Annotated in this window: 28 protein-coding genes and 1 riboswitch; of the genes, 15 read left to right on the forward strand and 13 right to left on the reverse strand. The window is 71.8% G+C overall.

What is annotated here, in order from left to right; genetic code table 11:
- Positions 1-114: 114 nt before the first annotated feature.
- A complete protein-coding gene (gene dmeF, locus AC3WSN_RS22790; RefSeq protein WP_492541051.1) occupies positions 115-1,113 on the reverse strand; it encodes a CDF family Co(II)/Ni(II) efflux transporter DmeF in 999 nt (332 codons plus the stop codon).
- Positions 1,114-1,229: 116 nt separating this feature from the next.
- On the opposite strand from dmeF, the gene zwf reads away from it, so the two are divergent.
- The gene (zwf, locus tag AC3WSN_RS22795) at positions 1,230-2,756 is read left to right on the forward strand and encodes a glucose-6-phosphate dehydrogenase (RefSeq protein ID WP_492541053.1); all 1,527 of its coding nucleotides are present in this window, start codon (positions 1,230-1,232) and stop codon (positions 2,754-2,756) included.
- A gap of 413 nt (positions 2,757-3,169) precedes the next feature.
- On the opposite strand, the gene AC3WSN_RS22800 is transcribed toward zwf, so the two are convergent.
- The 3 genes from AC3WSN_RS22800 to AC3WSN_RS22810 all read right to left on the reverse strand — a co-directional run bounded on the left by AC3WSN_RS22800 (position 3,170) and on the right by AC3WSN_RS22810 (position 6,207).
- Entirely contained in the window at positions 3,170-4,135 is a 966-nt protein-coding gene (locus AC3WSN_RS22800; protein WP_492541055.1) for a homoserine kinase, read from the reverse strand.
- A gap of 103 nt (positions 4,136-4,238) precedes the next feature.
- Positions 4,239-5,240, reverse strand: coding sequence for a 4-hydroxy-3-methylbut-2-enyl diphosphate reductase (gene ispH / locus AC3WSN_RS22805; protein ID WP_192710475.1), 1,002 nt, complete (start codon positions 5,238-5,240; stop codon positions 4,239-4,241).
- 121 nt (positions 5,241-5,361) lie between these two features.
- Complete coding sequence (locus AC3WSN_RS22810) at positions 5,362-6,207, reverse strand: C40 family peptidase (protein WP_492541058.1); 846 nt, start codon at positions 6,205-6,207, stop codon at positions 5,362-5,364.
- A 265-nt stretch (positions 6,208-6,472) separates the two neighbouring features.
- Here AC3WSN_RS22810 and AC3WSN_RS22815 point away from each other — a divergent pair, with 265 nt between their 5' ends.
- On the forward strand, positions 6,473-6,826 hold the full coding sequence (locus AC3WSN_RS22815) for a hypothetical protein (RefSeq protein WP_492541060.1): 354 nt from the start codon (positions 6,473-6,475) through the stop codon (positions 6,824-6,826).
- A 21-nt stretch (positions 6,827-6,847) separates the two neighbouring features.
- Here the strand turns inward: AC3WSN_RS22815 and AC3WSN_RS22820 are convergent, their stop codons facing one another.
- The 4 genes from AC3WSN_RS22820 to AC3WSN_RS22835 all read right to left on the reverse strand — a co-directional run bounded on the left by AC3WSN_RS22820 (position 6,848) and on the right by AC3WSN_RS22835 (position 9,990).
- On the reverse strand, positions 6,848-7,534 hold the full coding sequence (locus AC3WSN_RS22820) for an SDR family oxidoreductase (RefSeq protein ID WP_192710472.1): 687 nt from the start codon (positions 7,532-7,534) through the stop codon (positions 6,848-6,850).
- Between the two features lie 472 nt (positions 7,535-8,006).
- Positions 8,007-8,507, reverse strand: a complete 501-nt coding sequence (locus AC3WSN_RS22825; protein WP_492541062.1) for a lipocalin-like domain-containing protein — start codon at positions 8,505-8,507, stop codon at positions 8,007-8,009.
- 57 nt (positions 8,508-8,564) lie between these two features.
- Complete coding sequence (locus AC3WSN_RS22830; RefSeq protein WP_492541064.1) at positions 8,565-8,996, reverse strand: YybH family protein; 432 nt, start codon at positions 8,994-8,996, stop codon at positions 8,565-8,567.
- 283 nt (positions 8,997-9,279) lie between these two features.
- Positions 9,280-9,990 (reverse strand): MgtC/SapB family protein, encoded by a 711-nt coding sequence (locus tag AC3WSN_RS22835; RefSeq protein ID WP_192710470.1) that lies wholly within the window; start codon positions 9,988-9,990, stop codon positions 9,280-9,282.
- Between the two features lie 257 nt (positions 9,991-10,247).
- On the opposite strand from AC3WSN_RS22835, the gene AC3WSN_RS22840 reads away from it, so the two are divergent.
- From AC3WSN_RS22840 to crcB, 10 genes are all read left to right on the forward strand, one after another.
- On the forward strand, positions 10,248-11,249 hold the full coding sequence (locus AC3WSN_RS22840) for an AAA family ATPase (RefSeq protein WP_192710469.1): 1,002 nt from the start codon (positions 10,248-10,250) through the stop codon (positions 11,247-11,249).
- 146 nt (positions 11,250-11,395) lie between these two features.
- Positions 11,396-12,265, forward strand: a complete 870-nt coding sequence (locus tag AC3WSN_RS22845) for a DUF58 domain-containing protein (protein ID WP_492541067.1) — start codon at positions 11,396-11,398, stop codon at positions 12,263-12,265.
- A 24-nt stretch (positions 12,266-12,289) separates the two neighbouring features.
- Positions 12,290-12,763, forward strand: a complete 474-nt coding sequence (locus AC3WSN_RS22850; RefSeq protein ID WP_492541069.1) for a DUF4381 family protein — start codon at positions 12,290-12,292, stop codon at positions 12,761-12,763.
- Positions 12,764-12,770: 7 nt separating this feature from the next.
- Positions 12,771-13,808 (forward strand): VWA domain-containing protein, encoded by a 1,038-nt coding sequence (locus tag AC3WSN_RS22855; protein ID WP_492541071.1) that lies wholly within the window; start codon positions 12,771-12,773, stop codon positions 13,806-13,808.
- Positions 13,809-13,977: 169 nt separating this feature from the next.
- Positions 13,978-14,907: a VWA domain-containing protein gene (locus AC3WSN_RS22860; RefSeq protein ID WP_492541073.1), complete on the forward strand. Its 930-nt coding sequence runs from the start codon at positions 13,978-13,980 to the stop codon at positions 14,905-14,907.
- 13 nt (positions 14,908-14,920) lie between these two features.
- Positions 14,921-15,841: a tetratricopeptide repeat protein gene (locus tag AC3WSN_RS22865; RefSeq protein ID WP_492541075.1), complete on the forward strand. Its 921-nt coding sequence runs from the start codon at positions 14,921-14,923 to the stop codon at positions 15,839-15,841.
- Positions 15,842-15,861: 20 nt separating this feature from the next.
- The gene (locus AC3WSN_RS22870) at positions 15,862-17,109 is read left to right on the forward strand and encodes a hypothetical protein (protein ID WP_492543220.1); all 1,248 of its coding nucleotides are present in this window, start codon (positions 15,862-15,864) and stop codon (positions 17,107-17,109) included.
- Between the two features lie 216 nt (positions 17,110-17,325).
- Positions 17,326-17,757: a lanmodulin LanM gene (gene lanM / locus AC3WSN_RS22875; protein ID WP_492541077.1), complete on the forward strand. Its 432-nt coding sequence runs from the start codon at positions 17,326-17,328 to the stop codon at positions 17,755-17,757.
- A gap of 180 nt (positions 17,758-17,937) precedes the next feature.
- Complete coding sequence (locus tag AC3WSN_RS22880; protein WP_192710462.1) at positions 17,938-18,447, forward strand: hypothetical protein; 510 nt, start codon at positions 17,938-17,940, stop codon at positions 18,445-18,447.
- A gap of 236 nt (positions 18,448-18,683) precedes the next feature.
- A riboswitch (Fluoride riboswitch) is annotated at positions 18,684-18,770 on the forward strand.
- A gap of 84 nt (positions 18,771-18,854) precedes the next feature.
- A complete protein-coding gene (crcB, locus tag AC3WSN_RS22885) occupies positions 18,855-19,244 on the forward strand; it encodes a fluoride efflux transporter CrcB (protein ID WP_492541079.1) in 390 nt (129 codons plus the stop codon).
- 117 nt (positions 19,245-19,361) lie between these two features.
- On the opposite strand, the gene AC3WSN_RS22890 is transcribed toward crcB, so the two are convergent.
- On the reverse strand, positions 19,362-20,192 hold the full coding sequence (locus AC3WSN_RS22890; RefSeq protein ID WP_192710460.1) for a pyruvate, water dikinase regulatory protein: 831 nt from the start codon (positions 20,190-20,192) through the stop codon (positions 19,362-19,364).
- A gap of 487 nt (positions 20,193-20,679) precedes the next feature.
- Between AC3WSN_RS22890 and AC3WSN_RS22895 the strand changes: the two genes are divergently transcribed.
- The 3 genes from AC3WSN_RS22895 to AC3WSN_RS22905 all read left to right on the forward strand — a co-directional run bounded on the left by AC3WSN_RS22895 (position 20,680) and on the right by AC3WSN_RS22905 (position 22,722).
- Positions 20,680-21,846, forward strand: coding sequence for a uroporphyrinogen decarboxylase (locus AC3WSN_RS22895; protein ID WP_492541081.1), 1,167 nt, complete (start codon positions 20,680-20,682; stop codon positions 21,844-21,846).
- Between the two features lie 10 nt (positions 21,847-21,856).
- Entirely contained in the window at positions 21,857-22,288 is a 432-nt protein-coding gene (hemJ, locus tag AC3WSN_RS22900) for a protoporphyrinogen oxidase HemJ (RefSeq protein ID WP_192710458.1), read from the forward strand.
- A gap of 83 nt (positions 22,289-22,371) precedes the next feature.
- Complete coding sequence (locus AC3WSN_RS22905) at positions 22,372-22,722, forward strand: lysozyme inhibitor LprI family protein (RefSeq protein WP_192710457.1); 351 nt, start codon at positions 22,372-22,374, stop codon at positions 22,720-22,722.
- Positions 22,723-22,733: 11 nt separating this feature from the next.
- Here AC3WSN_RS22905 and cuyB read toward each other — a convergent pair whose 3' ends face one another.
- The 4 genes from cuyB to AC3WSN_RS22925 form a co-directional block, all read right to left on the reverse strand.
- Positions 22,734-23,456, reverse strand: a complete 723-nt coding sequence (gene cuyB / locus AC3WSN_RS22910; RefSeq protein ID WP_492541084.1) for a cysteate racemase — start codon at positions 23,454-23,456, stop codon at positions 22,734-22,736.
- 109 nt (positions 23,457-23,565) lie between these two features.
- Positions 23,566-24,417, reverse strand: coding sequence for a LysR family transcriptional regulator (locus AC3WSN_RS22915; RefSeq protein WP_492541086.1), 852 nt, complete (start codon positions 24,415-24,417; stop codon positions 23,566-23,568).
- 12 nt (positions 24,418-24,429) lie between these two features.
- A complete protein-coding gene (hisG, locus tag AC3WSN_RS22920; RefSeq protein ID WP_492541088.1) occupies positions 24,430-25,422 on the reverse strand; it encodes an ATP phosphoribosyltransferase in 993 nt (330 codons plus the stop codon).
- Positions 25,419-26,561, reverse strand: a complete 1,143-nt coding sequence (locus tag AC3WSN_RS22925; RefSeq protein WP_492541090.1) for an ATP phosphoribosyltransferase regulatory subunit — start codon at positions 26,559-26,561, stop codon at positions 25,419-25,421. Before AC3WSN_RS22925 ends, hisG begins: the two co-directional genes overlap by 4 nt.
- Positions 26,562-26,626 lie beyond the last annotated feature (65 nt).

Below are 26,626 nucleotides of genomic sequence, written 5' to 3' on the forward strand. Positions count from 1 at the left end.
GGAGCGCGTGATCAACCGAAGGTCTCCTTCGCGGCCTCCGCTGTGCTCAGCACCTCAGGATGAGGGGGTGGGTTGGAAGACCGCCGTGCGTCGCCGACGCGGAGTGTGCTCCTCTCAGGCCACCGCCGCATGCCCCGGGCAGGGCTGGACCTCCACGGTGACGTGGCTCAGCCCCCTCATCCCGGCCAGCCGGGCCTTGTAGTGGGCGGGCGGCTGCGGATCGTCGCTGACGAGGGCGATCACGGCGGCGCGGTGGCCCGGCCCGACCTGCCAGAGATGCAGGTCGCTGATCCGGTCGCCGCCGGTCTCCAGCCGCTCCCGGATCTCCCGGGTGGCCGCGGCCGAGGGCCGGGCGTCGAGCAGCACGAGGCCGGCCGTGCGCAGGAGGCTCCACGACCACGCCAGAATCACCGCCGTGCCGACCAGCCCCATAGCCGGATCGAGCCAGGCAAGGCCGAGATAGCGCCCGCCGAGCAGGGCCGCGATGGCCAGGACCGAGGTGAGCGCGTCGGCGAGCACGTGGATGTAGGCGGCCCGGAAGTTGGTGTCGTGTCCGCCGTGTCCCGCGTGGGCGTGGCTCCCGTGGGAATGGCCCCCGTGGGAATGGCCGCCGTGCGCGTGTCCCCCGTGGGTGTGCCCGCCGTCTTCGGGGTTGTGATCGTCGTGGAGCAGCCAGACGCTGGCGAGGTTCACGGCGAGCCCCAGGACGGCGATCGGGATCGCCGGTCCGAAGCCGATCGCCACCGGGTGCAGCAGACGGTCGAGGCTCTCGGCCCCGATCAGCAGCGCGATGAGCCCGAGGATGATCGCGCTGGCGAAGGCCGCCAGATCCCCGAACTTGCCGGTGCCGAAGCTGAAGCGCGGATCGTCCGCGTGTCGTCGGGCGAAATGGTAGGCGAGCGCCGCGATGCCGAGCGCCGCCGCGTGGGTCGACATGTGCCAGCCGTCGGCGACCAGCGCCATGGAGCCGAACCACGTGCCGCCGAGGATCTCGGCGACCATGGTGGCGGCCGTGAGCGCGACGACCGCCCAGGTCCGGCGGGCATGGCGATCGTGCCGGTCGCCCAGGAAGACGTGGCCGTGCGTCCAGGGTTCGAGGGAATGGCTATGCATGCGGGGTTCCTTGATCCTAGACTCGGCGCAGCATAGCCCAACGGGTACCGGAACGGGCCTCGCCGCGGCGGGTTGTCAGGCCGGTTTGCTGCACCGCAGCCACACGGGAGTCAGGGATGGCCGAGCCGACGACAGCCCTCAACGACAAGGCGGCCTGCGGCACCAAGCCGGCGCCGCCCTGCACGCTGGTGATCTTCGGGGCCGGCGGCGACCTGACCAAGCGCCTGCTGATGCCCTCGCTCTACAATCTGGCAGGGGCCGGGCTCCTGTCTGAGGGCTTCTCGATCCTCGGCATCGATCACAACGACGGCACCGACGAATCCCTGCGCGAAAACCTCACCCGGACTCTGGAGGCGTTCAGCAAGGACCCGACCTCCGAGTTCCACGCCGACCACATCGACCCGACGAGCTGGGGCTTCATCCGAGACCGGCTCCACTACCTCAAAGGCGATTTCGAGAAGCCCGAGACCTACGCGGCCGTGAAGCAGCGGGTTTCCGGCAGCGCGGTGTTCTACTGCGCGGTGGCGGCGCGCTTTTTCGGGACCATCGTGGACGGGCTCGGCCAGGCCGGGCTGCTCAAGCAGGAGGGCGACAGCTTCCGCCGCGTGGTCATCGAGAAGCCGTTCGGCTCCGATCTCGACTCGGCCCGGGCGCTCAATGCCCGGATCCTCAAACAAGGCGACGAGAGCCAGTTCTACCGGATCGACCACTTCCTGGGTAAGGAGACCGTGCAGTCGATCATGGCGTTCCGCTTCGCCAACGGCCTGCTCGAGCCGGTCTGGCGGCGGGAATACATCGACAGCATCCAGATCACCGCCGCCGAGACGGTCGGCGTCGAGGAGCGCGGCGGCTTCTACGAGCCGACCGGGGCGCTGCGCGACATGGTGCCGAACCACATGTTCCAGCTGCTCTGCATGGTCGGGATGGAGCCGCCGAACTCCTTCGACGCCGAGGCCGTGCGCACCGAGAAGGCAAAGCTCGCCGAGGCCGTGCGGCCGATCCCGCCTGAGGACGTCGTGCGCGGGCAGTACACGGCCGGCGCCTCGGAGGGGCGCGACGTCCCGGCCTACCGGGACGAGCCGCACGTCGCCAAGGACTCGGTCACCGAGACCTACATCGCGTTGAAGCTCCACATCGAGAATTGGCGCTGGGCCGGCGTGCCGTTCTACATCCGCACCGGCAAGCGCATGACCGGGCGGCGCACCGAGATCGCGATCCTGTTCAAGCCCGCCCCGTTCAAGATGTTCGAGGACACGCCGACCGCCGATCTCGGGCCGACCGTGATGCGGATCCTGATCGATCCCGACCACGGGGTCAGCACCGAGTTCAACGTCAAGGTGCCGGGGCCGCAGATGAAGATCGGCCGGGTCCGCTCCGGCTTCCACTACAAGGACTTCTTCGCCGACCGGCCGAATGTCGGCTACGAGACGCTGCTCTACGATTGCATGACCGGCGATGCGACGCTGTTCCAGCGCGCCGACAACATCGAGGCCGGCTGGGCTGCGGTGGAGCCGCTGCTCAAGGGCTGGCCACAGGCGGAGGTGGCCTTCTACCCAGCCGGGAGCACCGGCCCGAAGGAGGCCGACGACCTCCTGGCGCGCGACGGCCGCCACTGGCTGGGCCTCGACGGGCAGACCGACTGAGCGGCTCGGCGATCTGTTCGGAAGCGAGGGCCATCAGTTCCGCGCCTCTCCCGCCCCCCTGCGGGCGAAGGGATGCGCAGATCGCTTGATCCTCGTCTCCGTAGGAAAGCGTCGCGGCCGCGTGCCCCGTCATTCCGGGACCCGCAGGCGAGTCCGGAATCCAGATCCGCATCGGTGCAAGATCGTGGCGCGTCAGCGGCTCTGGATTGCCCGCCTCCGGCGTGCCCCTGCGGGTCCGGGCTCCACTGCGCGGCCCTGGAATGACGAGGCGGCTCACTGTCCGTTGAACATCCACACGTTGCCGCAGGCGGCTCCGCGCTCACCGCCGCTTGAACGGCAGCATTGCTGCCACAGCCACGCGGCGACCCGGTTGTTTGACGGGTCGCCGGCACGGCCGAGTGCTCATCCGCGTCTCAGCCCGCCCGTCCGTAATCCCGGGCGTCCCGCGCCTGCCGGTGGAAGGTGAGCCGGCGATCGAATTCCCGCGGGTCCTTGGGCTTCACCAGGGCGCCCGGCGGCACGTTCAGCCAGTCGACCAGGCGGGTCAGCATGAAGCGCAGGGCGGCCCCCCGGCATAGGATCGGCAGGGCAGCGACCTCAACGGGTTCGAGCGGCCGCACCGCCTCGTAACCGGCGATCAGGGCCGCCGCCCTGTCGCGGTAGAAGGTGCCGTCGGGGTCGAAGCACCACGCGTTGAGGCAGACCGCGAGGTCGTACGCGAACGCATCCGTGCAGGCGAAGTAGAAGTCGATCAGGCCCGACAGCGCGTCGCCGATGAAGAACACGTTGTCGGTGAACAGGTCGGCGTGGATCACGCCGCCCGGCAGATCGCGGGGCCAGTGCGCCTCAAGAACGGCGAGGTCGGCCCGGGTCCGCTCCACGAGGCCGGGCTCGACCGAATCGGCCTGGGCCTCGGCCTGTGCGAAGAGCGGCCGCCAGGACGAGACCGAGAGGCTGTTCTCCCGCACCATGGCGAAGTCCCGGCCGGCCTCGTGAAGCGCGGCCAGCGCCCGGCCGAGTTCCCGGCAATGCTCGGCGCCCGGCGCCTTGACGGAGACGCCCTCCAGGAAGCTCACGATGGCGGCGGGCCGGCCGCAGAGCTGGCCGAGAGCCTGGCCGGCCCGGTCCCGGACTGGCTGCGGGCAGGCGAGGCCACGGGCCGAGAGGTGCTCCATCAGACCGATGAAGAACGGCAGGTCCTGCTCCCGGACGCGCTTCTCGTAGAGCGTCAGGATGTAGGCGCCGTCGGTCGTGTGCAGGAAGAAGTTCGAGTTCTCGACGCCCTCGGCGATGCCCTTGTAGGAGAGCAGGCCGCCGATCGCGTAGGCCGACAGGAAGTCGGCGAGCGCCGCGTCGGATACCTCGGTGTAGACGGCCACGTGTTCGCGCTCTGGATTTTTGGAACTTCGATACGACGAGGGGCGCCGAAGCGCCCCCGCATAAAGCCTGCTGCGCCTGTGTCCAGGCTGCCTACTGGGTCGCCTACTCAGCGGCCTCGCTGCGCAACTCCCGCGGCAGCGGGAAGACCATGTCCTCGATCACCGTCGAGACCGTGTCGACGATCACGTCGTAGCGGGCCGCGAAGGCATCGATGATCTCCTCGACCAGCACCTCGGGGGCCGAGGCGCCGGCGGTGAGGCCGAGCTTGCGGATGCCCTCGAAGGCCGGCCAGTCGATCTCCTCGGCACGGAGCACCAGGCGGGTGATCGGGCAGCCGACCCGCTCGGCGACCTCGCGCAGGCGCTGCGAGTTCGACGAGTTCGACGAGCCGACCACGATCAGCGCGTCGACCAGCGGCGCCACCTGCTTCACCGCCTCCTGGCGGTTGGTGGTGGCGTAGCAGATGTCGTCCTTGTGCGGCCCGGTGATGTTCGGGAACTTCTTCTTCAGCGCCTCGACGATGTGGCGGGTGTCGTCGACCGAGAGGGTGGTCTGGGTCACCCAGGCGAGGTTGTCGGGATTGTCCGGGGTGAGGGCCGCGATCTGCTCGAGATCCTCCACCAGGGTGATCGAGCCCTTGGGCAGCTGGCCCATCGTGCCGACCACCTCGGGATGGCCGGAATGGCCGACCAGCAGCACGTGGCGGCCGCGCTTGTGGTGGATCTCGGCCTCGCGGTGGACCTTGGTGACCAGCGGGCAGGTGGCGTCGATCGTGGTCAGCCCGCGCGAATCAGCGTTCGCCGGCACCGTCTTGGCGACGCCGTGGGCGGAGAAGATCACCGGGGCGGCGCCGTCCGGCACCTCGTCCAGCTCGCGGACGAACACCGCGCCCTTCCGCTTCAGGCTCTCGACCACGTACTTGTTGTGCACGATCTCGTGGCGGACGTAGACGGGCGGCCCATAGATGGCGAGCGCCCGCTCCACCACGTCGATGGCCCGCACCACGCCGGCGCAGAAGCCCCGCGGGGCGCAGAGCAGGATCTCCAGCGGCGGCTTGCCGGCGGTGCCCAGGACGGGCTCGGGGGTCGCGATATCGACGGTCATGCGGGGGATGTGGCGAGGGCGGGGCTGTCCTGTCAACATTCCTGGCTCAGGAACCGGGCAGGAAGACGGCCGCGGGGCGCCTCTGTAGCACGATTGCCGCGCGAATTGGACCCCGGCCGGGTCAGAGACGCCGGATGCCGGTCACGGCGCCGAAACTGTTCGCCTGGATCCGGGCCACGGCCTCGGCCAGAGGCTCGGCCGCCACCGCCATGTGGTGGCCGTTGGCGTGGATCAGCGTCTCGGAATCGAGCATCAGCCCGACATGGCCGCGCCAGAACACGAAGTCGCCCCGGCGCAGGTCCGCGTGGTCGCGCGGCAGCGCATGGCCGAGGTCGCGCTCCTGCATGTCGGCGTCGCGCGGGCAGGGCAGCCCGGCCGTGTCGAGGCAGAGCTGCACGAGGCCCGAGCAGTCGAGCCCGAGGCTGGTGCGTCCGCCCCACAGATAGGGCGTCCCGAGAAGCCGCGCGGCGGTCGCCGCATAGTCGGGCTCGCAGGCCGTCACCGGCGCGCAATGGCGGACGAACACGAAGCCGCCCGGGGTCTCCAGATACGCGTCCGTCTCCCCGGTCACGACGAGGCGCGCCCCGAGACTCAGATGGGCGCGGACCGGCCGCTTCAGGTCCGGCTCGGGATACAGGAAGGTGCGCAGGGCCGTGACCCGATGGGTCGGCTCCGGTGCGGCCGGGCCCAGGCTGGCGGCCGGCAGGTAGCCGACATAGCCGTCGCGGACGAGCTGCACGAAGGCGAAGCCGTCCGCCTCGTCGTAGACGTCGACGGCGTCGCCGAGGAGAGCCTCGGTGTCGAGACCGGCCGTGGCGGACGGCGCCCGGCGCAGCGGTGCCGCGGGCGCCGTCACCCGGCGCGGCGCGGCCGCCACGTAGCGTGCCGCCGTGACCCGGTCACGCAGGCGGAGATCGGCGAGGTCGGCGCGGGCCGGGGTGAGCCGGGGATCGAGGGTCTCGGTCATCGGACGATGCTAGCACAGGCGGTCTTAACGCCGCCGCCACCGGCGTCGTGCCGGCTCTGGGCATTGCACCAGGCGTCCTGCGCCCCTATGTCGCATCCGGCGCGGGCTGGGAAGGATTCTGCCAAAGGATTGTTCGTCTGCCCGAGCGGGCTGGGCCCGTCCTGCCCATTCCTGCATCACGCGCCCTCAAGGCATGTGCCGGGCACGCCGGTCACAGGTTTTTGATGCACTGCACAACCGGCCCGGAAAGGGCTATGTCTTCCCCATGAAGACCGCGAGTCGCTCCGTGAAGAACACGCAGAAGAGCTTCGCCGACCTGCCCCCGATCCGGGTGCGCCGCGAGCCGCCGACGGTGAACGAGGCGGTCGCCGCCGCGCAAGACCTCGCCGACGATGTCGAGCAGCAGGTCGAGATCGCTGCGGGCCTGATGGGCCTGCCCGCCGACGAGGTCCGCCCGCACGTCCTGGCGGCCAAGAAGGCCAAGCCCGAGCGCGCGCCGGAGCGGATCCTGACCCATGCGAGCCCGAGCCGAGCGCCCCGGACTGTCGTGGTCGAGCGGCGCACCCGTCCGACCGTGGTGATCGAGCGCCGGGGCCGGCCCCTCGACCCGCGCCGCTGAGCGACTCCTACCGGCGCAGCGTCACCACGGCAGCGTCTTGCCCGTGTAATCGAGGTAATGGGCGCCCGGCCGGCCGAGCCGGTCCGTGATCACGTCGGCGAGCCCCGTGACGCTGGTCGCCACGTCGATATCGGCCTCCGCCCCGCCCATCTCGGTGCGCACCCAGCCCGGGTGCAGGATCAGCACCGACAGGTTCTCGGCCCGGTGGCGGATCTCGAAGCTGCGCGCCAGGGTGTTCAGCGCCGCCTTGCTGGCCCGGTAGGTCTCCCAGCCGCCGCTGTCGTTGAGGCTGACGCTGCCGAGGACCGAGCTCATCAGCGCGAGGCTGCCGCCGGGGGCGAGGCGGTCAAGGAAGGCCTCGGCGAAACGGATCGGGCTGATCGCGTTGGTGAGGAAGACCTGCGCGGCCACCGAACGGGGCACCGCGTGAAGCGGATCATGCGCCTGCGTGGCGACGCCGGCCACCACGAAGATCAGGTCGAAGCGCTGGCCCGCCAGGCGGTCGTGGAGGGCGGCGACACCCGCATCGTCGTCGATGTCGGCGGTCTCGATGCGCAGCGCCTCGGCGCTCAGGCGGCCGAGCTGCGGGGACGGCGTGCGCTGGGTCGCGGTGACCCGCCAGCCGCGCGCCAGGAAGGTCTCGACGAGGCCGAGCCCGAGGCCGCGGGAGGCCCCGACGATCAGCGCGCTCTTCTGCGATTGGGTCATGGTCGGTCTCCGGACATCCGCCGGATAAGGTTCGATCGGGCCCGGAGGTTTCGTGACCGGGGCGGGATCGCGAGCCGGCTGCGTCGCGATCGGGTCGAGCCTGGGGTTCGAACGCCCGTCACCGTGCACCGTGTGCGGCGGCGCGCGAACCTGAGACCCTGTCCAGCCGGGATGCTGAAGCCGGGCCTGCAGCCGCGACCGTTCGGGTTGCGTCCCGTTCGCGGAGCGGGGCTCGCGGTTGTGAGTCGCGACGACCCGCCCCTATCCCATCACTCCCCCTCATCTTGAGGTGACCACGCTAGCGGGCCTCGGAGGAGGACTCCAGGGATCGCGCGTCCGGCTGGAGGGCGCCTTCGACGCGGCTTCGCCGCACCTCAGGACGAGGGCGAGGGTGGGATGATCCGCCCCGACGCAACGCCCCGTGATCTGCCGTCGACCGTCTCGACGCGATCGGGAACGGCACTCATCGCATTCAGGGATACTTCTTCCAGACCAAAGTGATGATGCTGTTCCGTCCGTCGACATTGAACTTGAACGGCGACGTCGTGAGTATCAGCGCGTTGTCCTTCAGCTCCACTTTCCTGACCTGTGAGGTCCCCGACCACACTTCGTTCCACGAGGTGTCGATCATATGGGTGATCGTTCTCCCCTCAACCTTGTAGGTGCCCGCATAGGCGAAGAACGTCTTGTGCAGCTTGACGCGGTCTTCGTCGGACATCTTGTCGTTCGCTTCCGGCCTGTCCCGGTTCTCGAACGCGCAGATCACCATCATCCGACCGTCTGTGCCGTATGTGAGCCATCCATTCGGCCTCGGCCCGCCATAGGCATCGATGACTTCGCCGGATTCCACGATGTTGCGCGTCGCGCTGGCAAGACGCCACGTGCCGACAACGGCCTCCGCGTCGAGGGCCTGGACTGCCGTGGCGGTGAGGATGGGGAGGATGGGGAGGACGAACAGAACCCATGGTGTCACGGCGTCCCTCCATGATCTCCGTCGGAAGCCGAGGCCGAGCGTCTTATGGTGCGGGGCTTAGTTCCACGTGTGGAGGACGGTGCGCCAGCCATCCTTGCCGCGTTCCATCACGTTCACCCAGTTTCCTTCGAACTTCTTCTTCGTGCCCCCTTCGACGGGACCGGTCATCTCCCAGCGCCCCGACACGATGAGCAGGTTGTCCTTGGGCAGAGCCGTCTTCACGATTGTTTTGTGATCGTCCCAGCCTTTGGACTTCAGGCCCGAGAAAAATTTCTGTATGCCCTCGCCCGATTGCGGCATGCCCTTCGTTACGACGACGGCGTCCGTCGTATAGAGCCTGCCGAGGGTGCCCATATCGCCGCTGTTGTAGGCGTCATCCCACTTGGTGGCCGCACTTTGTGCATCGGCCTGCAGCGTATCGGACTGGGCTTGACTGGAGACCACCAGCATCCCGAGAGCCACCATCGGAAGAGCAAAGTTCCGGCGCATCGAACCCTCCGTTCTGCAGACTCATTCTAATTCTAGAACTGATGTGACGGCAAGTATGTATCTAGTCCTGAATACAATTATTGAATTATCTCCAGATCTGACTGGAAATGAGATGCATACGTTTAGAAGAAACATTTAATCCGGCTGCGCGTGAGGTTCGAGCAGCAACACGGCGGTCAACAGGGGGCCGGTTCGGAGGACCCCGTGCGATCCCGATGGATGGCCCACGGGTCGGGACCACGCGGGTGCGGTCGAGCAGACCGGGTTCCGACCTCGAAACGGATCAATCCGCCGTCTGGATCGACCAGGTGGCGTGGCGGATGCCCGGGGCGCGGGCGAGCTCGGCGGTGACGGCGTCGAGCTCCTCCGCCTTCACGGCGCTGGCCGTCAGGGTTGCCACCACGTCGACCGCGGACTCGCCGCGCTCCTCGACCACGACGCTGCTGACCGGGTAATTGGCCGCCTCCAGGCGCTCGACCAGCAGGTCCTGGGCAGGCCCGGCCTCGCCAGGTGCCGTGGTGACCTGGACCTCGTAGGTCGCCTCGGTGGCGGATTCGCGGATCGGCGCGCGGTTGATGGCGTTCACCAGCGGCCGCAGCGCGGTGTTGCAAGCCAGCACCGTCACCATCACGAACACGGCCTCCAGCGGCAGGTCGGCGCCGCAGAACGCGCCGACGGCGGCCGAGCACCACAGCGTGGCGGCCGTGTTGAGGCCGCGGACGTTCATCCCCTCCTTCATGATCACGCCGGCGCCGAGGAAGCCGATGCCGGAGATCACGTAGGCCACCGTGCGGACGCCCCCGTCCGGACCGGTCAGCCGCATGCCGAGATCCACGAAGGCGCTGGCGCCGACCGCCACCAGCACGGCCGTGCGCAGGCCCGCCGTGCGCTGCCGGTACTGCCGCTCGGCCCCGATGATCGTGCCGAGCACGAAGGCCACGAGCAGGCCGATGCCGGATTTCAACTCTTCGGGGAGGGCGGCGTAGCTGGTCATCCGCGGTCTCATGGAAGCGGGGAGGTGACGGAACCGTGACACCATGGCCCGGCCCGGATCGGACAGCGTGTCCGAAGCGGGATTGACGGCCGCACCGGGCAGCGGGCACACCGGCAAGAGCCTGAGGATCCCTTAAGAATTCGGGACCCGGCCGAGGAGACGTGCAGGATGCAGCACATGGCCCACGACATGGCCCGGGGAATGGCCGGTGCGGCGGATTCGATCCGCGTCGGGTCAGTCTCCGCATGAGCGCTGTGATGAGCGGTGCGCGCGCCGAACGCCGGCCCGAGAGCGTCCCGGATGCGGATCTGCACGGGCGCGTGATGGCGCTGCGCGAGGGGCTGGAGCGCGGCCTGATCGGCAGCGCCGGCCTCGTCGAACGCCTGCTGATCGGGCTCCTGACCGGCGGCCACCTGCTGATCGAGGGTGCGCCGGGGCTGGCCAAGACCCGCGCGGTCAAGCGCCTCGCCGACGGGCTCGACGGCTCCTTCGCGCGCATCCAGTGCACGCCGGACCTGATGCCGGCCGACCTCACCGGCACCACAGTCTGGCGCCAGGACAGCGGCACCTTCGAGTTCCTGCCCGGGCCGCTGTTCCACGCCCTCGTACTGGTCGACGAGGTCAACCGCGCGCCCCCGAAGGTGCAGTCGGCGCTGCTCGAATCCATGGCCGAGGGGCAGGTGACGGTCTCGGGTCACACCCACCGCCTGTCCGACCCGTTCATGGTCGTGGCGACCCAGAACCCGATCGAGCATGCCGGCACCTTCCCGCTGCCCGAGGCGCAGCTCGACCGCTTCCTTCTCCACGTTGTGGTCGACATGCCCGACGAGACCACCGAACGGGCGATCCTCGACCTGGTCGAGGGCGAGATCACCCACCACGTCGACGCGATGACCATGCGGCTGTCGCTGGCCGACGTGCGCGCCGCCCGGGAGGCGGCGCTCGCCACCTACGTGTCGCCGGCGCTCAAGGACTACCTCGTCCGGCTGGTGGCGGCGACCCGCACCGACGCGGCCGCCCCGGACCTGCGCGCCCTGATCGAGCACCCGGCCTCGCCGCGCGGCACCCTGGCGCTGATGATGGCCGGCAAGGCCCGGGCCTGGCTGCGCGGTCGCGACCATGTGATCCCCGAGGATGTCACGGAGCTCGCCCGCGACGCCCTCTCCCACCGCATCGGCCTGACCTGGCGGGCGGCCGCCGAGGGCAAGACGGCGCGCGGCGTCGTCGGTGACCTGATCCAGCGGGTGCGGGCGCTCTGACGGTGTTCGGGTTCGGGCAGTCGCGCCGCCAACACCCGCCCCCCTCCGCGGGGGACGGCGGCCCGACGGCCGGGCCCCCCTCCCCCGTTCAGGGCGCAGGGAGAGATCGCGCCGAGCACGGCATCCACCTCTCCGGCGAGGCCCTGATGGGCCTGCGCCACCTCGCCCGCCGCGGCTCGGCGCCCGCGACCCGGACGCTTGCGGGCCTGCCCGGCGGCATCGTCACGCGGCGCCGCGGGCGCGGCTCGGAGCCGGAGGATGTCCGCCTCTGGTCCGAAGGCGACGACCGCCGCTTCATCGACCGCAACGCCACCGCCCGCACCGGGCAGCTGCACGTGCGCACCCACCACGACGAGCGCGACCGCGCCGTGGTGCTGCTCGCCGATTTCCGGCTTTCCATGCTGTTCGGCACCCGCCGGGCGCTCCGCTCGGTCGCGGCCGCCGAGGCCCTGGCGCTGCTCGGCTGGCGGGTCGCGGCCGATGGCGGCCGGGTCGGTCTCGCGGTGGCGTCGGCCGGCGCGCCCACGGTACTGCGGCCGGCGGGCGGCGAGCGCGCCATGATCGCGGTGACCGGCGCCCTCGCCCAGGCCCATGCCGACGCGCTGGCGGCGGAATCCGGCGCGCCCGCCCGCGCGGAGCCGCCTCTAGAGGCGACGCTCGGTCTCGCGCGCAGCCTGCTGCCCGCCGGCGGCCATCTCGTCATCGCCAGCGCCCTCGACGATCCCGGCCCGGGCTTCGACGAACTCCTGACGCTGCTCGCCGAGCGGATCGCGATCCGGCTCATCCTGGTCAGCGACGCCTTCGAGCGCACCCGGCCGCCGGGCTATTACCCCTTCGCCCTCGCGAATGGCCGCCGCGGGACCGCGCTGCCGAACGCGGCCGGGCCGGCGGAGGAGTCCGCCGAGGCCCGGCTCGCCGACTACGCGCGCCGGGGCATCGCGGGCGTGCGCCTCGACGTCGAGACCGGCCCGGAGGCCTACGCGCCGCTCATGGAGCGCCTTGATGCGGTGCTGTGAGACCGGAACCGGCGGTTCATCCCGATGAATCCCGTCACGCCCGCCGAGATCCCCCTGTCCCTCGACCAGCTCCGCGGCCTGCACCTGCCCAGTGGCGCCGCGGGCGCCGTGCAGGGCGAGATCATCGCGGCGGCCGCCCTGGGCTTCCTCGCCGCCCTGCTGGTCGGGCTGGTGCGCTACGGGCGCAGCCGGTCCCGGGCCACCATCCGCCGGGCGGCGCTGGCCGAGCTGACCCGGAGTCGCGGCCTCGATCCGGAGGCGCGCCTCCTGGCCCAGGCCCGTCTGCTGCGCCGCCTCGGCCGGACGCTCGGCGATGAGGCGGAGAGCCGGGCCGCGGGGGCGGACTGGGCAGCCCGCCTCGACGGGCTGTTCAGGACCGACTTCTTCACGCGGGGTGCCGGACGGGTGCTCACCGACGGCCTGTACCGGCGCCAGGATCTCGACCTCGACGCCCTCGACGCCGAACTCGGCCGCCTGATCGGACGGCTGCGGGCATGACGTCCTCATGAGCGCCCTCCTGCCCGCCTGGCTCAGCGCCCTGCTGTCGGCCTTCGATCTCGCCGCGCCCTGGGCGCTGCTGGCCCTGCCCCTGCCGCTACTGGCCGCCCGCCTGATCCCGCCCGAGCCGGAGGGCGGCAGCGGGGCGCTCCGCGTGCCCGGCACGTTGGTCGGCGACGGGCGCACCGGCGCCGACCTCGCCGCCCGCGGGCGGCGGCGGGCCCTGCTGACCTGGACGCTGTGGATCGCCCTGGTGGCGGCGCTGAGTGGTCCGCGCCTCGTCCTGCCGGCCGCCGCGCTCCCGGCCTCGGGTCGCGAGATCATGATTGCCATGGACCTGTCGGGCTCGATGGAGCGGCGCGACTTCGCCCTCGACGGCGAGACCGTGAACCGGCTCACCGCGGTCAAGCGCGTCGGCACCGACTTCATCCGGCGCCGGGCCGGCGACCGGATCGGCCTCGTGATCTTCGCCGACCAGGCCTACGTGGCCGCCGCCCCGAGCTTCGACACCGCGGCGGTCGCCCGGGCGCTGGACGAGGCGACGATCGGCATCAGCGGCCGTTCCACCGGAATCGGCGACGGCCTGGGCCTCGCCCTGCGGCGGCTCGATCCCCGAGATGCCGGAGGCGAGGCCGCGTCCGGGAGCAAGCCCGGCGAGAAGCCCGCGAAAGCCGTGATCCTGCTCTCGGACGGCGCCAACAATGCCGGCCAGACCGCCCCCAAGGACGTGGCGGAGCTCGCCCGGGAACTGGGCATCAAGGTCTACACCATAGCGCTGGGCCCCCGCGACATGGCCGACGCCGACGGCGAGCAGGACGTGGTCGACACCGAGACCCTGCGCGACATGGCCCAGGCCAGCGGCGGCGAGGCGTTCCGGGTGCGGACCACGGACGACCTCGTCCGCGTCGCCGACGCCATCGACCGGCTGGAGGGCGGCCGCGCCCTGGCGCCGCCCCTGCCGCTGCGCCGGGATCTGTGGCCCTGGCCGGCCGCCCTGGCGCTGCTGGCCGCCGCGGCGTTGCTCGCCAGCCGGAGGGGGGTGTGATGGTTCGATACCCCGCCTGTCCGACCAACCGCCTCATCCTGAGGTGCGCGCGCAGCGAGCCTCGGAGGAGGGCTCCAGACATCGCGCGTTTGGCTGGAAGGCTCCTTCGAGGCCTCCGCTGCGCTCCGGCACCTCAGGATGAGGTGGTCTGGGCGGGAGCATCCGCCCCATGAGCGCCCTCGACGCATTCGCGCTCCTGCGCCCCTGGTGGTTCCTGGCGATCCCGGTCGTCGCCCTGCTGGCGCTCCGCGCCGCGTGGCGCGCGGCGCCGCTCGGCGACTGGGCCCGGGCGGTCGATCCGGCGCTGATGGCTCATTTCGCCCGGACCGGCGCGGTGCTGGGCGGACGGCGGCAGGCGAATCGCGCGGCGGCGCTCGCGGCCGGGCTGATCGCCCTGGCGCTCACCGGCCCCGCGATGGAGCGCGCCGACGGGCGCACCTTCCGCAACCTCGACGAGACCGTGCTCGTCGTCGACCTGTCCCGCTCGGTCACCGAGGGCGGCAATCTCCAGGGCGTCCGGCAGGCCGCCGCCGCGGTGGCCGAGGCCGCCGGCACCCGGGCGGTGGCGCTCGTCGTCTATGCCGGCGACGCCTACCTCGCCGCCTCCCCGACCACCGACCGCGACAGCCTCGGCACCACCCTGTTCGCCCTGGACGCCGACACGGTGCCGGACCGTGGCTCCCATCCCGAGCGCGGGCTGGCGCTCGCCCGCCGCACCCTGGCGGAAGCCAACGTGGTCGCGGCCGACGTGGTGCTGATCAGCGACGGCGACGGCATCGGCGAGGCCGCGACCCGAGAGGCGCGCGCCATCGCCGAGCACGGCTGGCGGCTCCAGGCCCTGTTCGTCCCGGCCGACAAGCCGCTCCCGCCGAACGCACCGAAGCCCGACCGGACCGCCCTCGACGCCCTTGCCCGCGCCGGCGGCGGCGCAACCGCCGACATCAACACCCCCGGACCGGTGCTCGACGCGGTCGGGGCCGGGCTCAGCCAGCACCTCGCGGCCGGCGGCTACGGGGTGCTGGCCTACGCGGATCTCGGGCGCTGGCTGCTGCTGCTCGCGGCCCTGCCGGCCCTGGTCCTGTTCCGCAGGAGCGCGTGATGAGGAGCGCCTGATGCGGCTGACCCTCCCCGATACCGGCCTCGCCGCCCCGCTCCGGGCCGGCCTGCCGCCGCGCTGGCGGCACCGCGCCCGGGTCGCAGGCCTCGCGCTTGCCGGCCTCGGCCTCCTGGCGCTGCTCGCCGTCTCGCAGCCGCGCACCGGTTTCGGGCGGCTGCTGATCGGCCTCGGCCTGCCGGGGCTCGCCGCGCATGTCCTCGACGATCCGGCCTGGCGCGCCGCGGCGCTCTACGAGGCCGGCCGCTACGACGCGGCGATCGCGCTGTTCCGCACCGGAGGCCGGCGGGCGAGCTACAATCTCGGCAACGCGCTCGCGAAGGCGGGCGACCTCACCGGCGCGCTCGCGGCCTACGACGAGGCGCTGCGCTTCAACCCCCGCGACGCCGACGCCCAGGCCAACCGCTCGCTGATCGCCCGGATGCAGGCCGAGGTGATCGACCGCGGCCCCGGCGGCGGCATCGCCAACGGCACCGCCCAGTACGGCGCCCGCTACAACAACACCGGCAACCAGGACCAGAATAACGACATCAACGCCGCCTCCAGCGGCGAGGGCCTGGCCGGCAACAAGGAGTCGAACGCCAGCGCGTCGCTGCCCGGCAACAGCAAGGTCGCCCGCCGCGGCAAGGCCGAGCAGCAATCGATCGACGCCGGCAAGGGCCAGGCCCGCGGCTCGGCCGGCGACGCGGCCGGCCGCGGCCGGACCGGCGGCGGCTCCGCCATGGTGGCCGAGGCGCCCGAACGCGAGGTCCGGCGGGTGACCAAGAGCTTCGAGGCCCACGAGATCCGCCCGGACCGGCTCTGGCTCCAGACCCTACCGGACGATCCCGGCCGCTATCTCAAGCTGCGCCTGCGCGCCGAGCAGACCCGCCGGGTCGAGGCCGGTACCGCCATCCCCGCCGGGAGCAACCCGTGGTGATTTCTTTTGGGGTGGCCGAGATGCGCGCCCTGGCTCTCGCCCTCATCCTCCTCGCCCCCCTCCCCGCCCGCGCCGAGGTCGAGCCGGGCGACCTCACCCTTACGGTGACGGCGGAGCTGAACGGCAACAGCGCGCCCTTCGCCCGCGAGATGGTGCTGCTGAAGATCCGCGGGGTCTACAAGCAGCCGATCCTGCTGGAGGAGGTGGTGCAGCCCTCGCTCGCCAACTTCTCCTGGACGCAGCTCGGCCGTGACCACTGGAGCAGGACCAAGCTCCCCGACGGCCAGAGCGCCATCGCGTTCGACCGCACCGTCGCGGTGTTCCCGCACCATGCCGGGCAGTTCACCATCGAGCCGTTCATCCACAAGCTGACAGTCAACGATGTCGGCGAGCGGCGGGTGGTCGAGGTGCGCTCGAAGCCGATCCCGTTCCCGGTGGCGCCCTGGACCGAGCCCACCGGCGGTCCCGACGCCAAGGAGCCTTGGTGGCTGCCCGCCAAGGACGTCGCGATCACCGATTCGTGGAGCCCCGACCCCGAGACCATCAAGGTCGGCGAGACGGCCCGCCGGATCGTCACCCTGGAGGCGCAGGGCATGGTCGCCGAGGGCCTGCCGCCGCGGCCGGTGATGCGCACCCGCGGCATCATTACCTTCGCGGGCCCGGTCACGCGCGAGACCCTGCTGACCCCGTCGGGACCGGTGGCGCGGGCCACCTACCAGTGGGACGTGAAGCCCGGCGTGCCGGAGATCATCCCCCTCGACGCGATCGCGATCCCGTGGTTCGACACCAGCACCCGGACGATGCGCGAGACCGAGATCCCGGCCCGGCAGATCGGCGGTGGCTTGCCCGACCGCGAGACCGACCGGGCGCCGCCCGCGATCCCCTCGCCGCTCGTGACCGCCGCGGCGGCGCTCGCCGCCTTCGGGCTGGGCCTGGCGCTGATCGGCTTCGGTCTCGGCCGGCCGTCCTTACGCCTGTCCGCCTCCGCCCGCCGGGCCCTGCGTGCGGCGGCCCGCGCGGGCGATCCGGCCGGGTTCCGCGCGGCGTTGGACGCGGCGATGCGGGACGCCCCGGACCTTGCCCGGATCTGGCGGGGCCGGCCGGACGTGGCGGCAGTCCTGGCGACCCTCGACCGGTCGGTCTTCGGTGCTGCGGGCGCCCCCGTCCCGGACCTGCCGGCCCTGGCCCGCGCGCTCTCGCGCCCGGAACGGGTTGCCGGGCCGCCCGGGCCGGAGCGGCTGGCGCCGCTGGACGGCCCGGCGCGCTGATCGCGGCATCGGGAATGCGCGGCGACAGGGGGAACCGCCTTCCGCAATCCGAGGCGTAAGCGCCCGACGCGCCGGGACCTTGCACAGACACTTGCAGGCCCGTGGCCCGGCTCGCCTGCTCGCGGATAATCGTCAGCTTGTGAACGCGCCTCCGGGAACGGCACACCGCGTGGCGGCTTGGGCTGCCGGCGCTGACCGCCACCGGAGATTCCGCTCATGCCCGCGATCCTGATCACACCCGCCCGCGCGCTGGCCGCGACCCTCGCCCTCGGTCTGGCCGTTCCGGCCGCCCTGTCCTCCTCGGCCCTGGCCCGGTCCGCCGGCACCGAGCGCACGCTGAAAGCCGTCGACACCGACCATGACGGCACGATCGATCTGGCCGAGGCGCAGGCCGCCGCCGGCAAGGTCTTCGACGGCGCCGAGACCGACAAGGACGGCACCGTCGACGCGAAGGAGCTGAAGGGCCGGCTCAGCAAGAAGGACCTGAAGGCGGCCGACACCGATTCCGATGGCACCCTCGACCGCAAGGAATACCTCGCCCTGGTCGAGCAGCGCTTCAAGGCGGCCGATCCCGACAACGACGGCACGCTCGACGCCAGGGAACTCAAGACCCCGGCCGGACGGAGCCTGCTGCAGCTCCTCAAGTAGACCCGACCGCCCGGACGGACACCGTTGCACAGTTCGTGAGCAAGTATTATTCCTGTGCAACGGCTCAAGTTCTGAGCAGGCATCAATATTTTGCACGATCTTGCGTCATCTGTTGGGCCTCCGTAGGTTCTCAATGTCCGAGCATCAAAGCATCGGGCTGAAACACCAGGGAGGCGCGCGATGGCACGCGTGAACGAGGTCAAGGACAGGTTCCGCGCGCGGCTGCAGGAAGCCGATGCCCGCAGCAACGACTTCCGCAAGAAGCTTCTGGAGGACGGCGCGCGGGCGCTGGAGCCGGTGGTCGGGGTGCTGCACCTCATGGCCGAGGTCCTCAACGAGGAGGACAACGTCCACGGCAGCATCACCGGGCTCGAGGCCAAGATCGATCAGGACAACTTCATCAGCCTCTGCGCGCAGCTGCGCGGCACCGAGTCGGAGCAGAAGATCAAGATCAAGTACGGTCCCGAACTCGGCGGCAGCAATTACATCTCGGTCTCGGGCCTGAACCAGCGCTACAACGAGCGCCTCGTGCCGGGCGCCGCGAGCTGCGCGATCGGCCGGACGGTCGGCAGCGACATCCAGCTTGACGAGCACCGGGGCGACGAGCTGGCCGAGGTCGTCCGCGAGGTGATCGAGGATTTCTACGCCGCCCAGATCGAGCAGCGCAGCCACTTCGCCTTCGCCCGCTGAGCCGGTGCAGGCATCCCTCCGGACCACGCTCGCCTCCCCCTTGTGGGCAGGCGTTGGGGATCGCAGATCCCGCGTGGGGGTGGTGCAAGCGGCACCGGAACGCTTGATCCTGAACCACCCTCACCCCTGCCCCCTCCCCACAAGGGGGGAGGGACAAGCGCTCCGTGAACATCGTCTCGCGGCGCCCGGGCGTTCGGAAAACCCGATTCCCCTGCCGCGCATCCTGCGCTAAGCCTGTCGGCGATGGGGATGGAGCTCCCCGACAACCGCCCGACGGTCGCCGATCCTGGCCGCCCTGCCGGGCTGATGGCTCCTACCGAACGGGCGTGCCCTCAGCCGTCCGCGGTGGGGCCCTGCGCCGAAGCCGCGACACGACGCGGCCGCCCGACCGAACAGGAAGGGTAGGCATGATCAACACCCTCATCGTCATTCTCGGGGCCGGGCTCGGCGGCGGGACCCGCCACGGCGTCAACGTCGCGGTGGCGCGGCTGCTGCCGGGCCTCGGCTTCCCGCTGGCCACGCTGATCATCAATGTGCTGGGCTCGTTCCTGATGGGCGTGCTCGCCGAGGGCTTCGCCCTGCGGGGCGCGGCCGGCCACCCGGCGCGGCTGTTCCTGACCACCGGCGTGCTCGGCGGCTTCACCACCTTCTCGACCTTCTCCCTCGACGCGGTCAGCCTGTACCAGCGGGGCGAGACCGCCGCGGCCACGCTCTACGTGGTGGCCTCGGTCGCCGCCGGGCTGATCGGCCTCGTGGCGGGCCTCGCCCTGGTCCGGACGGTCCTGAGCGGGAGCTGAGAACGTCCTGGTTTCGAAAGGTTGAGACCTTTCGCGGGTCCGGGGCGGAGCCCTGGCGTCTCGGGGGCTCTGCCCCCGAACCCCTGCCAAAGGGCTCAGCCCTTTGGGAACCTCGTCTCAGTCCGCGATGAACTTCAACCGGTGGTCGCGGTGGAGGTCGACGATCGCCGCCGCGGTCTCCTCGATGGAGCGGCGGGTCACGTCGATCGTCGGCCATCGGTTCTTGACGAACAGCCGGCGGGAGGCGGTGATCTCGTCGGCCACCGCCGAGCGGTCGACGTAGAGGGAGGATTCATCGGCGTTGAGGCTCGACAGCCGGTTCTGGCGGATCTGCACGATCCGCTCCGGCGAGGCGAACAGGCCGACGACCAGGGGTTTCCGGGCGCGCTCGATCGCCGGCGGCAGCGGCACGCCCGGCACCAGCGGCAGGTTGGTGGTCTTGAGGCCGCGATTGGCGAGGTAGATCGAGGTCGGCGTCTTCGAGGTCCGGCTGACCCCGAGCAGGATCACGTCGGCCTCCTCCAGATCGTCCGGCAGGTTGCCGTCGTCGTGCGCCAGCGTGAAGTTCATGGCGTCGATGCGCTTGAAGTACTCGGCGTTGAGCATGTGCTGGGCGCCGGGCCTGGCCGTGGTCTCGGCGCCGAGATAGGCGCGCAGCAGGTCGTGGACCGGCCGCAGCACCGACAGGCAGGGCGAGCCGGTCTCGCGGGCGACTTCCTCCAGCCGCTCGCCGAGATCACCGCCGACCAGGGTGTAGAGGACAAGGCCTGGCGCCGCCCGGATCTCCGAGATCACCCGGTCGAGCTGCGCGGCCGAGCGGACCAGCGGGTAGACGTGCTCGATCGCCGAGACGCCCTCGTACTGCGCGGCCGCGGCGCGCCCGACATTGATCAGCGTCTCGCCGGTGGAGTCGGAGACGAGGTGGAGGTGGAAGTAGCTGCGGCCCATTCCGATCGCCTCTCCGGTCGACTCGGCGGTCGCCTTGCGCGGCGCCGAGGTTGTCCACCGCTGGCCGCCAGGGGAGTCGATGAATGTGGATAGGATGCCCGACCGGGCCGGTCCAGGGCGATCCCGGTGCGCGCTGTCGACTCCGCCGTTCACAGGCAGGCGAGCGGGACGCGCGGAATCCGGGCTTCTGGGAGAATCCGGGACGCATCGGGGGCCCGTACACGACTCGGCGTTGCCAAGGTGCTGTCGGACCATCCGGTTCTCGCAAGATGGAGCAAATCCTTTAAAGGCTCGTTAACGGCGCGGCGTCGGGGACCGCCTGTGGACGCTTTTGTGCCCCCGAGATTCGGCCCCCCAATAGAAAAAACAGACTCCAAGATTCTCTCTTATCTTTTCGAAGGGGCCTGTGTGGGGATCGGCGCGCCTCGACTCGACAGGACGCCCGCCGACGGGCATGCGGGGTGAGGAATACGGGATGGGAACGGCCATGACGGGGACGGAGCGCGAGCCCGAGCGGAAGACGTCCGGGACGACGTCGGAGCGCAAGGTGCTGCGCGTCCTCGAGGGCGAGGCGATCGGGCCGCCCCCCGCCTGGATGATGCGCCAGGCCGGGCGCTACCTGCCGGAATACCGGGCGACCCGAGCGGAAGCCGGCTCGTTCCTCGACCTCTGCTACAGCCCGGACTTCGCCGTCGAGGTGACGCTCCAGCCGATCCGGCGCTTCGGCTTCGACGCGGCGATTCTGTTCTCCGACATCCTCGTCGTCCCCCACGCGCTCGGCCAGGACGTACGCTTCGTCGAGGGCGAGGGCCCGCGCCTCGACCCGCTCGACGGACGGGACGCGTTCGCGCGGCTGCGCGAGGCCGGCGATCCGGCAGTCATGACCCATCTCGCCCCGGTCTTCCAGACGGTGACGCGGCTGCGCGCGGAGCTGCCCGGCGAGACCACGCTGCTCGGCTTCTGCGGCGCGCCCTGGACGGTGGCGAGCTACATGATTGGCGGCCGCGGCACGCCGGATCTCGCCCCCGCGCGGGCGCTGGCCGAGGGTGACACCGCCCTGGTCGACGCCCTGATCGACCGCCTCGTCACGGTGCAGACCGACTACCTCGTGCGCCAGCTCGAGGCCGGCGCCGACGCGGTGCAGATCTTCGAATCCCATGCCGGCACCCTGCCGCGCGCGGTGCCGGCCTCCGGTGGGGTCGTCGAGCCCGTCGGCGATGTGTCTGAGAGCGCGCTGCCGGACGCGCCCGCCGCCGATGCCCTCACCCGCTGGTCGCTGCAGCCGATCGCCCGGATGGTTGCGGGGGTCCGTGCCCGGGTGCCGCGGGCCAAGATCATCGTCTTCGCCCGCGGCTCGGGCCTCGACGGCCATGCCCGGGTGGTGCCGGAGACCGGCGCCGACGCGGTCGGGGTCGATTGGGGCGTGGACCTGCGGGCCCTGCGGGCACGGGTGCCGGCCACGACGGTGACGCAGGGCAACCTGCATCCGGACACGCTGATCGAAGGCGGCGCCGCCCTCGACGCGGCGGTGGACGCGGTGCTGGCGGCGACCGCCGGTCTGCCGCACATCTTCAACCTCGGCCACGGCATCACGCCGCAGACGCCGGTGGCCCATGTCGAGCGGATGCTCGCGCGGCTGCGCGGCCAGGGCTGAGGCCGGACGGGTGCTGTACGACTGGATCAAGGCCGGCCACGTCATCAGCCTGATCGCCTGGATGGCCGGGATGCTCTACCTGCCGCGGCTGTTCGTCTACCACGCGAGCTTGCCGCCGGGCTCTGAGGCGCAATCGGCAACCTTCAAGGTCATGGAGCGGCGCCTGCTCAAGGCGATCATGAACCCGGCCATGATCGCCACCTGGGTGTTCGGGCTCACGCTCGCCGGGATGAGCGGCTTCTACGCGAGCGTCTGGCTGCAGGCGAAGTTCGGGCTGGTCCTGGCAATGTCGGGGATCCACGGCTGGCTCGCCCGGATGGTCAAGGATTTCGCCGCCGACCGGAACACCCGCGGTCACAAGTTCTACCGGGTGCTCAACGAGGTGCCGACGCTGCTGATGATCGGAATCGTCATCCTGGCGATCGTCAAGCCGGGCCTCTGATCCCGGGATCCTGTGATCCCGGACCGGTTTACTCTGCCGCCGCTTCGCGCGGAGCCTTTCCGCCGGCGGGCCGTTGGCGGACCATGTCGAAGCCGCTCGTCCTCGCCCTGGCCCTCTCCGCGCTGACGACCCTCGCTCCGCCCCCCGTCCGGGCCGCGAGCTTCCCGTGCGACAAGGCCGAGGCGCCCGACGAGCGGGCGATCTGCGCCCATCTCCCGCTCAACGACCGGGACGTCGAGATGGCAACCCGGTTCGAGATCCTGAAGAGCGTGCTGCCGATGGGCGGCCAGGGGAAGCTGCGCGACGACCAGGAGGCGTGGCTCAAGGAGCGGCAGGCCTGCGGCGGCGACGTCGCCTGCCTCAAAGCCGCCTACGAGACTCGGCTCAAGGTCCTGCGCGGGGTGCTGTCGGAATTCGCCAAGCAGGGTCCGTAAAGGGCGCCCGATCAGGCCGCGCGCGGCAGCGCCGCGGCGGCGTCCCCGCGATCCGGCCGGCACGCCGCCACGCAGGCGCGCGCCAGCGCCTCGGTGGCGTCTACCAGCAGGCCCGACGGGTCGCTCCCGACGAGCGCGATCGGGATCTCCGTACAGGCCATCACCACCCGATCACAGCCGGCCTCCGCCAGCGCCCGGACCTGCGCCTCCAGGAGCGGCCGCGCCTCGGCCACCCGGTGCGCCTTCACCAGGCGGATCGCCGCCGCCACGGCGGCCTGATCCTCCGGACCGGGCGCGCGGCACGCGACTCCGCGCAAAGCCAGCTGCTCCCGGTAGAGCCCGGCCCGCAGGGTGCCGTCGGTGGCGAGCAGGCCGATCCGGCCGCCGGTCCCGATCCCGGTCCGTGCCAGGGTCTCGGCCACGGCGTCGACGATGTGGAGGATCGGCAGGCCGGTCCCGGCCTGCAGCGCCGCGTGCCAGTGATGGGCGGTGTTGCAGGGGATCGCGATCCGGGTGGCGCCGCCGGCCTCGAGCCGCGCCAGGGCGGCGCGCATTGCCGGCAGCGGGTCCGGTCCGGTGCCCAGGATCGCGTCGGCGCGGTCGGGGATGTCCACGGCCGAGCAGACCAGGGTCGGGATGTGGTCCTGGTCGCGCCCCGCGGGCGTCGCCCGCACGAGCTTGGCCAGGAAGTCCACCGTGGCCATCGGGCCCATCCCGCCGAGTACACCGAGCATCGCCGCCTCCGACCGTCGCGGCTGCCCTGATGGGCCGCGGCGGGGCGGGAATCCAATGCCGTGTCGGCATCGGCCATGCCGATCCGGCACCGGGCGCCGGCGGCGGTGCCTAGGGTTCGGCCGCCAGGGCGGCGGCCGCGGCCCAGACCGCCTCGACCGCGCCGCCGCGCCCGGCCCGGCGGTACAGCCGGATCTCCAGCGCCGTGCCCGGCCCGGCGGCCACGAGGCTGCCCTCGGCGAGCTCGCGGGCGACGAGGCTCTCGGGCAGCCAGGCGCGGCCGTGGCCCGCGAGGACCATGAACTTCAGGGCCTCCGCCATGGCGTTCTCGTTGACGTGGGCGACGGCCGCCCCGTCACCGGCCAGCGCCGCGACCCGGCCCAGGAACGAGTCCCGGGGATAGCCGAGCCCGGGCCGGTCCGCGGCCGGTCCCGGCCGGTGCACCGGCACGAGGCTGTCCCGGCCGATGGCGAGGTGCGGGAAGGCCGCCGGGTCGAGGGGGATCGGCACCAGGGGATGGTGGTAGGTCAGCAGCAGGTCGTAGCCGCCCTCGGCCAGCGCCTGCACGCAGGCGTGGAAATCGTCCGGCAGCAGCCGGCTGCCGAGCGGCCCGGTGCGAGCCTCGACGTCCCGGAACCAGCGCGGGAAGACGGTCAGCGCCAGGGTGTGGAGCGCCGCCACCGACACGGTCCGTGGCGGCGGCCGGATCCGGGCGCGGAGCGCGTCGCGGCTGCCGTGGAGCCGCCGCACGGTCTCCTCGGCGGTCTCCAGGAACAGCCGCCCCTCCGGCGTCAGGGCGGTCGGGTAGGTGCTGCGGTCGACCAGCGCGACGCCGAGCCAGCCCTCGAGCGCCCGGATGCGGCGGCCGAAGGCCGGCTGCGTGACGTGGCGCTCGACCGCGGAGCGCGAGAAGCTGCCGGTGCGCGCGAGGCTCAGGAAATCCTCGAGCCATTTCAGCTCCATGGCGCGGCGGTCTCAGAGCCGCGCCAGGAGCCGCTCCGCCAGCGGGTTCTCGGCCGCGAAGGCGTAGTCGACCCGCCGCACCGTGACGGCCCGCGCGCCGGCCTCGACCAGGGCGCCCGCGAGGTCGAACACCGCGGCCTCCCGGCAGCGCAGGACGATCTCGCCCTCCGGACCCTTCGGCGCGCCGTAGGGCAGCTCGGCCTCGTGCAGGCCCGCGATCGTGGCGAGGTCGATGGTGCCGCTCTCCGGCAGGGCGGCGCGCACCTCGCGGGTGGTCCGGGCGTGCTCCTCGGCGGCGATGCGGCCGAGCACGGTGCGAAGGGCCGCCCGCTGGCCCTCGCCCCAGGGGGCCTTGAGCGACGCGACGAGATTGGCCTCCGAGCGCAGGATGATGCCGTCGTCCAGCACCTTCAGCGCGTTGGCCGAGAGCGTCGCCCCCGTGGTAGTGATATCGACCACGATCTCGGCCGAGCCCGCCGCCGGCGCCCCCTCGGTGGCGCCCAGGCTCTCGACGATCCGGTAATCGGCGACGCCCTTCTCGGCGAAGAACCGGCGGGTCAGGTTGACGTATTTGGTGGCCACGCGGAGGCGCCGCCCGTGGCGGGTCCGCATGCCGGCCGCAACCTCGTCGAGGTCGGACATGTCGCGCACGTCAATCCAGGCCTGCGGGACCGCCACCACCACGGTGGCGTTGCCGAAGCCGAGCGGCGTCAGCAGCTCCACCTGGCCGCGCACGTCCGGGAGGGTCTCGCGGATCAGGTCCTCGCCGGTGACGCCGAGATGGGCGGCGCCCGAGGCGAGCTGCGCGGCGATCTCCGAGGCCGAGAGGTAGCGCACCTCGACGTCGGGGACGCCCAAGAGCTTGCCCCGGTAGTCGCGGGCGCCGGCGCCCTGCGCGAGCTTCAGCCCGGCCCGGCCGAAGAACGCGCTGGCATTCTCCTGCAGGCGGCCCTTGGACGGGACGGCGAGGATCAGCGGCATGGCGGCCGCGTCCGAGGCACTCATCGGCCGGCTCCCGCCACGCGCTCGATCCAGAAGGTGCAGCCGACCGCCGGCAGCGGCGCCGGGCTGCCGAGATGGCCGAGCAGGCCGTCGTAGCGGCCACCGCCGACCAGGGTCGGACCCTCGCCTTCCGTCACCTCGAAGATGAAGCCAGTGTAGTAGTCGAGATTGCGGGCGAAGCCGCCCTGGAAGCGGAAGCGCTCGATCGGCAGGCCGCGGGCCGCGATGAAGCCGGTGCGCTCCTCGAACAGGTCGAGGGCGGCCGAAAGGGCATCGTGCCGGATGGCCGCGTCGGCGACCAGCGCCCGCAGGTCGCGGGCGGCCGCGTCCGGATGGCCGGCGATCGCTCGGTAGCGGTCGAGGAGCGCGCGGTTCTCGGCGTTGAGCCCGGCCCCGCCATGGGCCTGCGCGGAGGCCTTGGCGAGGAAGCGCTCGGCGATCTCGCCGGCGCTGCGCCCGCCCACCGCCGAGATCCCGGCGATGGCCAGCACGTCCTCCACGAAGGCGCGCACCCCGCGCGGGTCCTGGCCCTGGATCGCCGCCAGCAGGCCGGCATGGGGATCCTCGGGACGGGTGCCCTCGGCGCCGTTGGTCACGGCATCGAGCGTACGCCCGGCGGCCAGTGCCCGGAGCGTCCGACGCTTGGCGGCGGGCGGAACCGCGAGGCCGTCGAGGAGCGCCACGGTCAGACCCATATCGCCGAGCCGCACCGCCGGGTCGGTCCGGCCGAACAGCGCGAGGCCCTCCAGGGCGAGGCCCAGTACCTCGGCGTCGGCCGCCGGCGTGTCGGTGCGCCCGATCGACTCGATGCCGGCCTGGAAGAATTCGTCGGGCTCGTCGGCGGCGAGCCGGAAGACCGGGCCGCAATAGCTGTAATCGGCCGCCCGGCCGTCGGCCTCGGCCCGGTGCAGACGGCAGACCGGAATGGTGAATTCCGGCCGCAGGCACAGCTCGGCCCCGCCCGCATCCTGGGTGACGAAGATCCGCCGGCGGATATCCTCGCCCGACAATTCCAGGAACGGCTCGAGGGGCTGCAGCACCGGCGGCGTCACCGGCCGGTAGCCCGCCGCCGCCAGATGGGCGGAGATCCGCGCGCGCGCCGCGTCCCCCGCCCCCGTCTCGCCCGCCTCCGGTCGTGTCATCGCAATCCACCTCGCGGGCGCTCTGTAGCAACCGCGACCGGACTTGGCGACACGCAGCGCGGCGG

It is taken from the genome of Methylobacterium sp. FW102-HT35C08 (assembly GCF_058790235.1).